Origin of the sequence: Pseudomonas sp. 02C 26, from assembly GCF_002843585.1 — a bacterium.
Taxonomy (GTDB): domain Bacteria; phylum Pseudomonadota; class Gammaproteobacteria; order Pseudomonadales; family Pseudomonadaceae; genus Aquipseudomonas; species Aquipseudomonas shirazensis.
This window is the reverse complement of record NZ_CP025262.1, coordinates 2,905,039-2,917,532: the sequence shown is the minus strand read 5'-3', so window position 1 is coordinate 2,917,532 and position 12,494 is coordinate 2,905,039. Positions and strand designations below refer to the sequence as shown.

General features: G+C 57.8%; 13 protein-coding genes. 9 read left to right on the top strand and 4 right to left on the bottom strand.

Going from position 1 to position 12,494, the window contains the following annotated elements; translation table 11 throughout:
* Complete coding sequence (locus tag CXQ80_RS13155) at positions 1-741, bottom strand: hypothetical protein (protein WP_101320140.1); 741 nt, start codon at positions 739-741, stop codon at positions 1-3.
* A gap of 578 nt (positions 742-1,319) precedes the next feature.
* Here CXQ80_RS13155 and CXQ80_RS13150 point away from each other — a divergent pair.
* From CXQ80_RS13150 to CXQ80_RS13115, 8 genes are all read left to right on the top strand, one after another.
* The gene (locus tag CXQ80_RS13150) at positions 1,320-1,535 is read left to right on the top strand and encodes a hypothetical protein (protein ID WP_101323043.1); all 216 of its coding nucleotides are present in this window, start codon (positions 1,320-1,322) and stop codon (positions 1,533-1,535) included.
* Complete coding sequence (locus tag CXQ80_RS13145) at positions 1,523-1,897, top strand: LexA family transcriptional regulator (RefSeq protein ID WP_101320138.1); 375 nt, start codon at positions 1,523-1,525, stop codon at positions 1,895-1,897. The genes CXQ80_RS13150 and CXQ80_RS13145 overlap by 13 nt, the downstream gene beginning before the upstream one ends.
* Positions 1,885-2,178, top strand: coding sequence for a hypothetical protein (locus tag CXQ80_RS13140; RefSeq protein ID WP_101320136.1), 294 nt, complete (start codon positions 1,885-1,887; stop codon positions 2,176-2,178). The genes CXQ80_RS13145 and CXQ80_RS13140 overlap by 13 nt, the downstream gene beginning before the upstream one ends.
* Positions 2,179-2,650: 472 nt before the next feature.
* A complete protein-coding gene (locus CXQ80_RS13135; RefSeq protein WP_101320134.1) occupies positions 2,651-6,592 on the top strand; it encodes a response regulator in 3,942 nt (1,313 codons plus the stop codon).
* Entirely contained in the window at positions 6,585-7,700 is a 1,116-nt protein-coding gene (locus CXQ80_RS13130) for an HD-GYP domain-containing protein (RefSeq protein WP_028614250.1), read from the top strand. The genes CXQ80_RS13135 and CXQ80_RS13130 overlap by 8 nt, the downstream gene beginning before the upstream one ends.
* Before the next feature lie 1,038 nt (positions 7,701-8,738).
* Positions 8,739-9,032, top strand: a complete 294-nt coding sequence (locus tag CXQ80_RS13125; protein WP_101320132.1) for a hypothetical protein — start codon at positions 8,739-8,741, stop codon at positions 9,030-9,032.
* 418 nt (positions 9,033-9,450) lie between these two features.
* Positions 9,451-9,651, top strand: coding sequence for a hypothetical protein (locus CXQ80_RS13120; RefSeq protein ID WP_101320130.1), 201 nt, complete (start codon positions 9,451-9,453; stop codon positions 9,649-9,651).
* Between the two features lie 156 nt (positions 9,652-9,807).
* On the top strand, positions 9,808-9,993 hold the full coding sequence (locus tag CXQ80_RS13115) for a hypothetical protein (RefSeq protein WP_101320128.1): 186 nt from the start codon (positions 9,808-9,810) through the stop codon (positions 9,991-9,993).
* A gap of 80 nt (positions 9,994-10,073) precedes the next feature.
* Here CXQ80_RS13115 and CXQ80_RS13110 read toward each other — a convergent pair whose 3' ends face one another.
* Positions 10,074-10,256, bottom strand: coding sequence for a hypothetical protein (locus tag CXQ80_RS13110; RefSeq protein ID WP_101320126.1), 183 nt, complete (start codon positions 10,254-10,256; stop codon positions 10,074-10,076).
* Between the two features lie 237 nt (positions 10,257-10,493).
* Here CXQ80_RS13110 and CXQ80_RS13105 point away from each other — a divergent pair, with 237 nt between their 5' ends.
* The gene (locus CXQ80_RS13105; RefSeq protein ID WP_101320124.1) at positions 10,494-11,315 is read left to right on the top strand and encodes a shikimate 5-dehydrogenase; all 822 of its coding nucleotides are present in this window, start codon (positions 10,494-10,496) and stop codon (positions 11,313-11,315) included.
* Between the two features lie 10 nt (positions 11,316-11,325).
* Here the strand turns inward: CXQ80_RS13105 and gloA are convergent, their stop codons facing one another.
* Together gloA and CXQ80_RS13095 are read right to left on the bottom strand one after the other, a co-directional pair.
* A complete protein-coding gene (gloA, locus tag CXQ80_RS13100) occupies positions 11,326-11,847 on the bottom strand; it encodes a lactoylglutathione lyase (protein ID WP_101320122.1) in 522 nt (173 codons plus the stop codon).
* A 224-nt stretch (positions 11,848-12,071) separates the two neighbouring features.
* Positions 12,072-12,446: a histone-like nucleoid-structuring protein, MvaT/MvaU family gene (locus CXQ80_RS13095; protein ID WP_101323042.1), complete on the bottom strand. Its 375-nt coding sequence runs from the start codon at positions 12,444-12,446 to the stop codon at positions 12,072-12,074.
* Positions 12,447-12,494 lie beyond the last annotated feature (48 nt).

The window sequence follows — 12,494 nt, the reverse complement described above, 5'->3', positions numbered from 1 at the left end:
TCAGTTGCCTTGTGGCAGAAGTGCTTGGATACTCTGGCCAAGCTGGTTCCAGAGTGATGGCGGGGCTCCGGTAGCTATGGATATACCATCAGCAACGGCGCCGAGAACAGAAAAGAGCTTGTTGCCAAGGTCAGAAGGTAGCGACTCTTTGAATTGTGAGTCAGTGAACATATGACCTGCCACAATTTCAATTGATTCCATCACTGGTACTACGCCGCTGAAGTAGTAATCGTCTAGAGAGGAGACAATTCTTCTCAATGATTTCACAAGGTACTCCTTGACCTTGAGCTCGAGATCCCTGCTTTTCACGTCATTAATAAGATCTTCTAGGGTGTTTTGGAAATCGGCAATTACCGATTGGTCGAGCTGCGGAGGTGAGGATAGCGCGAGCATCTGATCCATTACCTCGAGGAAATTGTTTGCAGAGCCTGAGTAATTCGTGGTGAAAGTGGAGATTTGGCTGCTCAGTGACTGCCTTGTAAGGGCTGACATCAATTTGTGATGCCAAGTGGTAGCCTGCGATTTGAGCGCCGGAAATTTTTGATTCATCAGTTCGACTGCCTCGGCCGGCATTGCGATGAACTGTCCCAGCCTGATGAGAAGGGTTCCTTCGTCGGTGCTATCCACACCTAGGGCTTGTCCCCAAGCTTTCTTAGCATCGTTGGTACCGTGCATCTCATCAATCTCTTTCAGTACGCGCAGCGTGCGCGCCGCAGGATTGTCAGTAATCATCTGTTCCATGTGGAGGGTCTCATCAAAGCTGGTGAGGCGTCTGCGCTTGCGACGCGTAGTACTGGTTGCAGAATGCTATCAAAAAACATGGGGAATTTTGGGTTAATGAATCCCCGAATTGTGTGGAACCCGGTTGCGTCTTCCTGTGTTTAATCGCCTGATTTCACTAGATTTTGCGATTTTATTCTAGAGGAAATTGAAGGCGAAAACGGATTCGAAATCCGTTGTGCTGGCTATTCGGCATTGATCCTTCGCGGTTTATCGTGAGTTTTTCGCTCGTCCGCAGCCGTGTAGCCAGCCGTAGCTTTCGTTGCGAATGACGTATTGATGCCAGGCCATGCTGGACCAGCAAGCCACGGAAACAGTAAGGGTGTTTCACGAGGCAAGAGGTGGGTGCTCAAGCTCCTGTAGTTGAGCGGGAACGGCACATTTTTGAGGTCCATACACAGGCGGTCACTGGTGACCAGCTCAAAGCCTTTAGCGGCAGAGTCTCGCCCGCGCATTGATCTTTGCCCGCCAGGCGGTGATTGCCGGCGGCGGCCCCCGGTCTTACGATACTGTTTTTATATACAGTATTGGGTGCCGCCATGTCACAACACTTACCTGCGCTTTGGGTCGCTGAGCTCGATGATGTCGCGGCCTTGACCGACGACCCCGAGGGAAGAGCGGCTGTACTGGAGGTCATGGCCCTGGCCGCTCACCGCAGAAAGGAGGTCGACGCCGACCAGCTCGCCGACATGCTCGAGCTGGCAGAGGCGGCTCGTCTCTACGGCCTTGAGGCTGGCCAGCTATGCAGTCCGTGAGTGCTTTTGCTGCAGCCGAAGACCTGCAGGCCATTTCCCTCGACGAACTGCTGCAGGTGCGCGCACCCAGCGTGTATCTGGTCAAGATCGACGGCGACAGCATGGAGGGTGCCGGGATCTTTGATGAGGACGTGGTGATCGTCGACAAGGCGATCGATGCGCGGGCCGGCCACATCGTCATCGCGGCTGTGAACGGCGAGCCAGTCTGCAAGCGGCTCGACTATGTTGGCCGGCAGATCGTGCTGCGCTCGGAGAATCCTCGGTACGCGCCGCGGTTCATAATGGAGGGTGACGAGTTCTCTGTCTGGGGCGTGGTTACCTACAGCCTGCGCAGCCATGGGCCGATGTCATGTACTTCCTGATCGTCCGGCGGCGCAAGCTGGGCGTGGCCATCCCGAGTGATCAGCTGGGGAAGATCCAGGCCCTGAAGGCAGACATTCACATCGGCGATCACCACAGCGCGCCGCTGGGCAGGGTGTCGACGCAGGCCTGGGTGTTTACTCATTCGCCCGGCGCCGATGTCATCCCGCGGCTACACGATGCGAAAGTGAATGGCATGGCCCAGCTCGGCATCAATATCAATGGCGTGGAGGAGGTCGACGGCGTGCTGTATGCGCAGTCGTGGTGGTGCAGAACGGTGTAATTTGGGTTTGGAGTTCGGTCGGCAGGACGCCGGAGGAAAGGCAAAAATCGATTCCAAAACTGAAACAGCGACCCTTGCGGTATGCGGCCTGTAGCCGTGCTATTTCGTGTTTGTTTTGGAATCGATTTGGGCGTCTAGACCGCGTGGGTCGGGCGTTTGTATCACGGTCTTGAAACCCGTTGACTTAGCACAACAGCGCTGTCATCAGGAGAGCTTGGAATGTGATCCAAGAATCGGCCAGCGGGGTCTGCTATCGACCCATAGCGGACATTGGAGATACTTAGGTGTGCGAGTATTAAGTAAGCGTCCGGAAACTCACTTTCCGAACGGTGAGTAGCAGTGGGGGGTTGCTAGCTGGCCCAGTTTTTGTTGCTGGCGCTTGCTGCAGCGTATGCCTACACTCCAAAACCTATAATACCAGTGCAGAACGGCGGACAAGCTCTTGGAAGGGCGTTCACAAGGATATGTCGAGTTGGATCGTGAGCAATTACCTACCAGCAGGAGCATTTTGAAAACAGAGCCGCGCTTGGGAGCGTTGCTTGCACTGGGAGGCTTGTTGGTGTTGGGCATGCCATGCGTGGAAGCACGTACGCTGTCCCAGATTCGGGAAAGCGGCGTCCTGCGCATATGCGTGGCTGGCTCAAGCGCTTCCTTCTACCGGACTAACGCGGAGGCGTTCGCGCGGTCACTCGGTTTACGCCCACAGGTAACGGAACTGCCGAGTTTCGATGCGCAGTTTCACGACGATCGGGGCGAGACCGTACGCGAGGCAAGCTACGACCCGAAGCTACTCGCCGACGGCCGCTGCGATCTTTATCCAAATGACTTGCAGATCGTCCCTTGGCGCGAAACGAAGATGTTGCTCGTGCCCTATTACCGGGTACGCAACCTGGTCATCGCCCATCGCTCCAACCAGTCCCTTGGCAACGAGGTGTCTGATCTGCTCGGTCTGACGGCGGCAGTGCAGAAGGGTACGGGCTACGAGCAGTGGATCGATGAAGCCAACCGCGGTCCTCTATCCAGTCAGCCGGTCAGAATCGTCTATGCGCCAACCGAGCAGGCTGTGAAACTGGTAGCCGATGCGAAGGTGGATTTCACGGTGTTGGGTAGTGAAAGCGCGCTGCGCTGGGCCCGTGAAGATCCCGAACGTCTCTCCATTGCGTTTCCGGTCAGCGAAGCGACCAGCGTTGGGTGGGGTGTTGCGCGCAACGCGCCGGATCTCGCACGAGCGCTGGAGCAGTTCTTCCAGTCCAGCAATCGCATTGATTCGCCGCTCGATGCGAGCTGGCGGCGGTACTATCGCGTATCGCTCATGGAATACCGGCTGTTCGAGGAGTCCCTCAACGAGGACGGCCTCGATATTAAAACCGTAATGAGATGGGCGATCCCGAGCTTGGTCGCGGTCCTGCTGTTGCTCGGCGCCATGCTGGCCTGGAACCGACGCCTCAACCGGGAAGTAGACGAGCGCAAGCGCGTTGCCGCAGAGCTAGCCGAGCGCGAGGCTTTCACCCGCGCGCTCATGGATACCAGCCCCGCCAGCCTGGTGCTGGCAGATCGGAACGGAGCTGTCAGGGAAGTAAGCCAACGCTTTTCACAGGCGACCGGTTATGTCAGCGAGGACCTGCTCGGGCGCAACGCCACGAGCCTGTATGTCGACCCTGAGGAGCGCGAGCGCTTCCTCGAACTGCTGACACGAAATGGCAAGGTCGAAAACTTCGAGACCCGCCTGCTGCACAAAAATGGATCAATTCTCTGGGTTCTGGTCGGTGCATCATTCGTGACAATCCACGGTGAGACCCTGGTCGCCAGTTGGGTGCGCGATGTCACGGATCATCATGCGGCAGCAGTGGCGCTTAGCGAAGAACGCGCGCGGCTGCAGGCAATCCTCGATACGAGTCCAATCAACATAGCCTTTTCTACCCAGGGCGTGATCCGCTTCGCCAACCCCCGCTTCTGTGAAACGTTCGGCGTAGGCGTCGGTGACGCTGCTTCGCAGATTTACGCGAATGAGCATGATCGCGAAGCCATCGTCGAACGCCTCACGGACGACGGCATCGCAAAGGACCAAGAAGTACCGATGCGTGACCGGCAGGGGCGCGAACGCACCATACTTGTCACCTACCTGCCAATCCAGATCCAGGGGGAGCAAGGGCTGCTCGGCTGGCTGCAGGACATCACCGAGCGCAAGGCAGCAGAGCACGCGCAGCAGCGGGCGAAGGAGATTGCTGAAGAGGCGACGCGGGCAAAAAGCGACTTCCTTGCAAACATGAGTCACGAAATCCGCACGCCCATGAATGCGATCATCGGCATGTCTTACCTTGCGCTGAAGACTTCGCTGGACCAGCGGCAGCGCGATTATGTCTCGAAAATCCACAACGCGGGCACTTCGCTGCTTGGCATCATCAACGACATCCTCGACTTCTCCAAGATCGAGGCCGGCAAGCTTAGCGTCGAGGTAGTGCCATTTGAGATAGACGCAGTGCTAGACAACGTGTCCTCGCTGATTGCGCAAAAGGCCTACGACAAGGCCATTGAGCTGCTGTTCGACCGGGCGTCGGACGTTCCCGAGACGCTGCTTGGAGATCCGCTGCGTCTGGGCCAGGTCATCCTGAACCTGGTAGGCAACGCAGTGAAATTCACCGAACAGGGGCAGGTTACGGTCGTGGTTCGCAACCTGGGCCGCACCGGCGACAAAGTTCAACTGCAGGTTCGTGTCCGCGATACCGGTATCGGCATGACTCCCGAGCAAACCGGGCGACTCTTTGAGGCCTTTGCCCAAGCCGATAGCTCCACCACGCGACAATTCGGTGGTACCGGCCTGGGCCTTGCCATCTCGAAGCGCATCGTCGAGTTGATGGGCGGAACGATCGCGGTTGACTCAGAACCGGGCAACGGCAGCACGTTCTCTTTCAGTGTCTGGCTTGGTCTTGACCAGCACATGCGTACGCAGCGCCAGATTGTCCCTGCGGAGCTCGCCGGAGCGCGCGTCCTGGTCGTCGATGACAATGCCGACGCGCGCCAGATCCTTTCCGACATGCTTCTCGTAGCGGGGCTTTCGCCGGTCGCGGTGGCGTCAGGCGAGGCTGCTCTGGAGAGCCTTCGCGGTGCTGCGGCCGACGACCCGTTCCGGGTGCTATTGGTGGATTGGCAAATGCCAGAGATGGATGGCATCGAGACGACGCGCCGGGCGCTTGGCCTGCAGCCTGCACTGTACGCCATCATGGTCAGTGCATTTGGGCATGACGAAATGCACGCCGCTGGGCAAGCGGCCGGCATTCGCGCGTTCCTGGTCAAGCCGGTCAACCAGTCCTCGCTGGTAGAGGTACTGGTCAACTTATTCGCGCCGCAAACGGGCGTGGTGGCGCTAACCGTACCCATTGCGCAGGCGAAGGTGCTCGCCGGAGTGCGCCTGCTCGTCGCGGAGGACAACGAAATCAACCAACAGATTGCCAGGGAGCTTCTCGAGGCTGCCGGTGCCCTGGTGGAAGTTGCCGGCAACGGCTGCGAGGCGCTGTCGATGTTGGCTGCAGCGCAATACGACGCGGTGCTGATGGACGTACAGATGCCGCAGATGGATGGTCTCGAGACGACCCGGCGTATTCGCGTCGGGCCTCACTGCGCACAGATCCCGGTGATTGCTATGACCGCACATGCCAGGGTCGAGGACCGGGAGCGCTGTATCGAGGCGGGCATGGTCGACCATGTGACCAAGCCCGTGGATCCGCAAGCACTCATCGCCACGGTTCTGCGCTGGGTCGTACCTCGGTCGGCGGCAGTGGAGCCGTCCAGCGCCGCATCGGGCGAGGAGCGCCTACCGGACATTCCAGGGCTAGATAGCGCCGACGGACTGAGGCGAGTGGCGGGCAATCGCCAGCTATACATCAAGCTGCTGGGTCAATTTGCCGACCGCAGGGCTATGGAAGGGCAAGCGCTGAGGAACGCGCTACGTGCGGGTGATCGGGCGACGGCCGAGCGAATGGCCCACACCGTGAAAGGCGTTGCAGGCAACCTCGGTTTCAGCGGCCTGCAAGCCATGGCCGGTAAGCTGGAAACCGCGATCGGGGCACACGCTGAGTCGGACGCATTGGTGAATGAATTGATTGAGGCGCTCTCGCTGGCCGTGCATGCAATCCGTCAAGCGCTGGGTAGCGGCCAGGCAGCACCGGCGGTGGTATCGAGCGTCGACTGGGCACAGCATGCCATAGCGCTCATCCACCTGCTGGAGGCCAATGACGGAGCAGCGCCGGATTATATGGAACAGTATGCGGATTCGTTGCGCGGAGCACTCGGCCAGGACAGTTTCGAGCAGTTGATGAATGAGGTGAACAACTTTGACTTCGAGGCCGCACGGCTAACCCTCAAACGTGCATCGACGGCCCGCGATACCCCGTGCTGGAGGGAACATCATGAGTGAAACGCTAAACTATCCACTTCCCCCGATCATCCTCATTGTCGATGATACGCCGGAGAACATTACGCTGATCAATGGCCTGCTGAAGGACATCTACCGCATGCGGGTGGCCATCAGCGGTGAGCGCGCGCTGAAGGCAGCGGTGCAGGAGCCTCGCCCGGATCTGATTCTGCTCGACATCATGATGCCTGATCTGTCGGGGTATGAGGTGGCAGAGCAGCTCAAGCGCGATCCGCGCACCGCTCATATCCCGATCATCTTCATCACCGCCATGGCGACAATGGAAGACGAGATCCTGGGTTTGCAGATGGGCGCCGTGGACTACATCACCAAGCCGATCAACCCACCCATCGTGCTGGCACGGGTGGAAACCCAATTGAAGATCAAGGCGGCCGCCGACTTTTTGCGTGATCAGAAGGCTTACCTTGAGCAGGAAGTCCAGCGCCGCACCGCCGAGGTCATCGCTATCCAGGATGTGACCATTCAGGCCATGACCTCGCTGGCCGAAACCCGCGACAATGAGACGGGTAACCACATTCGACGAACTCAGCACTACGTCAGACTACTGGCCGAGCTGCTTCGCGAACATCCGAGGTTCCAGCAGTTTCTCAATGAGGAAAGTATCCGCCTGCTGTTTAAGTCAGCTCCGTTGCATGACATCGGCAAGATCGGCATACCCGATGACATACTGCTCAAGCCGGGGCGCCTCACGCCGGAAGAGTTCGAGACGATGAAGACCCATACGGTACTGGGACGCGATGCAATCCGGCATGCCGAAGAGCAGTTGGGCACCTCGGTGGGATTTCTGCGTCTGGCCAAGGAGATCGCCTACAGCCACCACGAGAAGTGGGACGGTACCGGTTATCCCGATGGGCTGAGTGCCGATGACATCCCCATCAGCGCCAGGCTCATGGCATTGGCGGATGTCTATGACGCGTTGATTAGCCGACGCGTATACAAGAAAGGCATGTCACACGATCAGGCGCTGGAGATAATCCGCCAGGGATGTGCTACGCATTTCGATCCAGATATTTGCGAGGTTTTCCTGGCCAACCATGAGCAATTCCAGGCTATCGCGGTGCGTTTTGCTGATCGCGGTCAGGATGGCTAATCAACGCATCGCCGTGAAATCAATGCCAAGGGCTTTTGGTCATTTTTTTGAGGTTTTGAAATGCCCCCTAGAGGCAATGCGAACTCCATCTATTATTTGGCATCACATCTGCCTGAACGTCCGTTATGGTTAGTGGTTATCCACGCCACGCGGCCCACCACCGTTTCGCGGATCGCGTGCTGGCTGACCAAAGCGCTCAAGGTGTCTGACTGGATCGCTTCACCATTCATGGCGCCAGATCCCGCCGCCGGCGTGCGGCGGCGTCTTCAACGGCGATAAACAACCCCTCAATCGAAGCGGGGGTTAGCGCATGTGCGGCTTCCACCCCCTCCACAAAACCTTCTGCGCGCTCTTCGGCCAGTGCAAAGGCAGGCACATCTGCTATTTGGTTGTACGTCAGCACAGATGGTTTCGTCGCCGAACTCTGGCTCGGCGTATGCTCCTGCTAACGAGGGAGCAAGGCCTGGGGTTGTTAAATATCTCAACGACGGAGCTGAGTTTGTCCGGAATCAACGCCGCGAAAGTGCATATAAGCAGATGCATGAAGCATGTGGCGGACGGTACATGATTGATGCAGAAGGCTCTGCAGCAGAGGGAGGCACGGTTTTTAACTCCGGGCCAACCTCTTACTACGCGCAGTCAAACTACTGGTACATTCAGTTTTCATGCCTCTGAGCTCGTGTTGCGCAGTTTGTCCGGGCTCTGTGCGGAAACTGGCCTACACAAGGGTGACAGCTAGGAAGTGACGGTGCGTGCTCTGCCTTCAGAAAATCGGCACCGCATTGGCTATGAACGTCAGTTGAAGCCACCATTTTCATCTGCCGCTAGGGCGCTGGCATCTCCAGGGCGAACTGCTGCACAGCGGGTTTCAGCCGAAATTTTACGAGAGCGAGAGCTGCATTCAACCAAGCGCACAGGTACCCGAACAGCTTTTTAGTACTAAAGTGATCGAGCATGTGCTCTATCGTGATCACCTTACTTTCTCCTACCTGTCTGGGGCGTGGTTACCTACAGCCTGTGCAGCCATGGGCCGATGACATGTATTTCCTGATCGTCCGGCGGCGCAAGCTGGGCGTGGCCATCCCGAGCGATCAGCTGTCGAAGATCCAGGCCCTGAAGGCAGACATTCACATTGGCGATCACCATAGCGCGCCGCTTGGCAGGGTGTCGACGCAGGCCTGGGTATTCACTCATTCGCCCGGCGCCGATGTCATCCCGCGGCTACACGATGCGAAGGTCAATGGCATGGCCCAGCTCGGCATCAACATCAATGGTGTAGAGGAGGTCGACGGCGTGCTGTATGCGCAGTCGTGGTGGTGCCGGACGGTGTAGCCATATAAAGGAAGGGGGTTTCGGCAGAACGCCGGGGGAGGGGCATGACCAGTTTCGGCTGGATGGACGTACAGCTGCGTCGTACCAGTTTTTGTACCACTGGCCTCGTTTTCGAGTGTGTTGCAGGGTATCGGGGAGGGCTGGAAGGCCCGTAAACACGGGCTTTCCGCCCTTTCCAAAACGTGCCGAAACGCGAAAAACATCTGTGGAGTATGGCCGAAAGCGTGTCGAATGCCTTATGACTAAATGGCGCAAGGTGAAGGAATTTTAATCCAGTATCCATTTTTTAACGCCATATGCGGCGAAACTGTGGGAGTGGGGCATAGCGCGAACGGGCTACTTCGTATCTCGAGGTTGCCGAAGACGATAGGCACTTTGTCGATTCATGATTAAATGCCGAACTTCAAGGAGGATCATCATGAGCAAGCACAGCACTACCCCTTTTTACGCCGCAGGCGGGTCCATGCTGGTTATCGGTGTTGTTTTCGCCGCCGTAGGCGCTTCTGGTCAGCCTGCGTTTGGCTGGACCGCGGTCGGCCTGTTGATTCCCAGCGCTGTATTGTTGCTGCAGGCGGTTCGGCGCAAACGTCGTTTTGATGACGATGGAGCGTCGAATTGATCAGCACCGGGAAAAAACGATCGGCTTAGCCAATACCCACTGTTAAGAGTTGCTTCTCGAGAGTTACCGCCGTTGGTCTCGTCGCGGGCACTTGCGTCAATCCCGCGGCTCTCACGCTAAGGCACGGATCATCCGTGCATTGACGAGGGTAGCGCTATGGATATCGACGAAAAAGCACCTGGCAACATCTCTCAGCAGGGCGTAGGCGGCACGACCGACAACGAGACGGCTCATGACCCAATGCCTCCGCTGCCTGAAGATGAAGATGCCGGCCTGGACGAAGAAATGTCTGACGTAGAGACCAACAACACAGTCTCCAGCGAGCATCCAGATCCAGCCTGAGGCGTGCCCCAGCGCGCAAAAAAAGCCCGCCAAAAATGGCGGGCAACAAGGGCACAAGGAGCAACACACAACACATTCGTTCAAGCCATCAAGCTGCCGCTCTGCAGCTGATCAGCCATCGCTACTGCACAGGCTTTGGACGCCAGCGGGCCGCTCACCGGCTCGCCATTGCGCATCAGATACCAGCAGGCCAGCAGCCCCTGCTCACGCAAGCGAGTGGGAACTGCGCTACCAACAACCGACATGATCTGGATAGTGGCCATGCTGACCTCCTGTAAGACGTGCGCCAACCTTACCCAGCTGCTGACGGCGTTTGAAATCAACTTCCTCAATAGTGGTCATCAGCTCTATCAACAGTAGTGTCGAGACCACGCTGGGCGATGGCTCCTACTATGGCCGTTGTTACTGTCAACTGAGCGCCGGGAAAGGGTAAAGGTTGTGTAAGCAATGCCCTCTGGTACGCTGGAACAACGATTCAGCTCAGGCAAACGGAGCAGTAGATGAGCCACATTCCCAGCAGAAACACGCAGTTGTGCATCTCCCTGGCCGGCCGTCCCGGCACCTTTGGCGTGCGCTTTCACAATCATCTCTATGAACAGCTGGGCCTGGATTACTACTACAAGGCCATGACTACAGATGATCTGCCCGCCGCGGTGGCTGGTATTCGAGCATTGGGGATTCGCGGTTGCGGTGTATCGATGCCGTTCAAGGAAGCTTGCCTGGCCTTGGTCGACGAGGTTGATGCGTCTGCGGCTGCCATCGAGTCGGTTAATACGCTGGTCAATAGCGACGGCTACTTGAAGGCTTACAACACCGATTATCTGGCGGTGCAGCAGTTGTTGGCTAAGCATGAGGTAGATCCGGCAGCCGCGTTCGCGCTGCGCGGTAGCGGCGGCATGGCCAAAGCCGTAGCGTGTGCATTGAGTGATGCCGGCTTTCGTGAGGGGCTGATTGTTGCCCGCAATGAGCAGGCTGGGCGGCAACTGGCCGATATGCTGGGCTATCGCTGGCAGTCAGAGCTGGGCGATCTGGCGCCGCCGATGCTGATCAACGTAACGCCGATAGGCATGGCCGGCAGCCCGGAAGCGGAGCAACTGGCGTTCCCCGAAACCGCGATTGCAGTGGCAGAACGGGTATTCGACGTGGTGGCCATGCCGGCGCGCACGCCACTGATCTGCCGCGCCGAAGCGCTCGGCAAACCGGTCATCACAGGGCTTGAGGTGATTGCCCTGCAAGCGCTGGAGCAGTTTGTGCTGTATACCGGCGTGCGCCCCACGGCAACGCAGATCGACGCTGCAATTGCCTATGCGCGGGGCGCCTAGTCAGCTGTGCTTACAAGGGCGTCGGCTGAATCACTTCGACCCAGTAACCATCGGGGTCTTTGATGAATGCCAGATGGTTCATGCGGCCGTCGCTCAGGCGCTTCTGGAACGGCACCTGCAAAGCTTCAAAGCGTTCGCACGCTGCAACTACATCAGGCACCGAAATGCAGATATGACCAAAACCGCGTGGGTCAGTGTTGCCATCGTGATAGGCAAACGCTGCATCACTTTCAGTGCCGTGGTTATGAGTCAGCTCCAGCACGCCCGGGATCGACTTCATCCACTGGTGACGAGCATCGTCATCAGCCGGAATTTGCGCGGGGTCAACCAGTGCCAGGAAGTACAGGCTGAACTTGGCTTCGACGAAGTCGCGCTTGTCCACCAGTTTGAAACCGAGCACGCGGGTGTAGAAGTCCAGCGACTTCTCGATGTCCTTGACGCGCAGCATGGTGTGGTTGAAAACGAATTGCGCAGTGGCAGCGTCCGTTTGAGCGGTAACGCCAGGCAAGGTGTTGAGATCGTTCAGGCTCATGAAGGCTCCAGAGACGAGGCCGGGCCCGCAGGCACCAGCGGTAAGACAGGCCGTCCATGATACGGGACGTGAGCGGGGAGGCAAAATGAAAGCGCCCTGCACGAGGGCAGGGCGCTGAAATTAGAGGCCCGCGTGTGCGGGCGCAGATGGGGTCGCTAATCCGTTAGCTGGAATTGATCATGGCCCACAAGCTGTGAAAAAAGTGTGAAGTGTATGTCCATGTTTCATGGACGCAACCAGCCGTCGACAGTGCTGGCGCCGTATTCTTCTTTCCAGGCTTTCAGACCGCGGTGGTTACCGCCCTTGGTTTCGATCAGTTCGCCAGTGTGCGGGTTCTCATAAACCTTGACCACGCGGGCGCGGCGCTGCTGTTTTGGGGTCGCCCCGGACGCCTTGGTGGCGGGTTTGCTGCTGCCTTTTGGATCAAGGATGGCGACGATATCGCGCAGGCCCTTTTCGTAAGTTTTCATAAGGCCCAGCAGTTTCTGCTCGAACTCGATTTCGCGTTTGAGACCGGCATCCTGCTTGAGCGCCTCGAGTTGGGCGATCTGTTCCTGAAGCGCTTTTTCGGCAGCGCGAAACTCTGCAAGTCTGGACACTTTCATCACTCCTTAAATAAGACTGCGTCAAAACGTGACGAACATCGT

What these genes read in the sequence shown, in the direction of transcription:
- CXQ80_RS13120 (WP_101320130.1), top strand. Translation starts at nt 9,451, where the DNA reads ATGAGCAAGCACAGCACTACCCCTTTTTACGCCGCAGGCGGGTCCATG.
- CXQ80_RS13125 (WP_101320132.1), top strand. Translation starts at nt 8,739, where the DNA reads ATGTATTTCCTGATCGTCCGGCGGCGCAAGCTGGGCGTGGCCATCCCG.
- CXQ80_RS13140 (WP_101320136.1), top strand. Translation starts at nt 1,885, where the DNA reads ATGTACTTCCTGATCGTCCGGCGGCGCAAGCTGGGCGTGGCCATCCCG.
- CXQ80_RS13115 (WP_101320128.1), top strand. Translation starts at nt 9,808, where the DNA reads ATGGATATCGACGAAAAAGCACCTGGCAACATCTCTCAGCAGGGCGTA.
- CXQ80_RS13130 (WP_028614250.1), top strand. Translation starts at nt 6,585, where the DNA reads ATGAGTGAAACGCTAAACTATCCACTTCCCCCGATCATCCTCATTGTC.
- CXQ80_RS13155 (WP_101320140.1), bottom strand. Translation starts at nt 741, where the DNA reads ATGGAACAGATGATTACTGACAATCCTGCGGCGCGCACGCTGCGCGTA.
- CXQ80_RS13110 (WP_101320126.1), bottom strand. Translation starts at nt 10,256, where the DNA reads ATGGCCACTATCCAGATCATGTCGGTTGTTGGTAGCGCAGTTCCCACT.
- gloA (WP_101320122.1), bottom strand. Translation starts at nt 11,847, where the DNA reads ATGAGCCTGAACGATCTCAACACCTTGCCTGGCGTTACCGCTCAAACG.
- CXQ80_RS13105 (WP_101320124.1), top strand. Translation starts at nt 10,494, where the DNA reads ATGAGCCACATTCCCAGCAGAAACACGCAGTTGTGCATCTCCCTGGCC.
- CXQ80_RS13150 (WP_101323043.1), top strand. Translation starts at nt 1,320, where the DNA reads ATGTCACAACACTTACCTGCGCTTTGGGTCGCTGAGCTCGATGATGTC.
- CXQ80_RS13145 (WP_101320138.1), top strand. Translation starts at nt 1,523, where the DNA reads ATGCAGTCCGTGAGTGCTTTTGCTGCAGCCGAAGACCTGCAGGCCATT.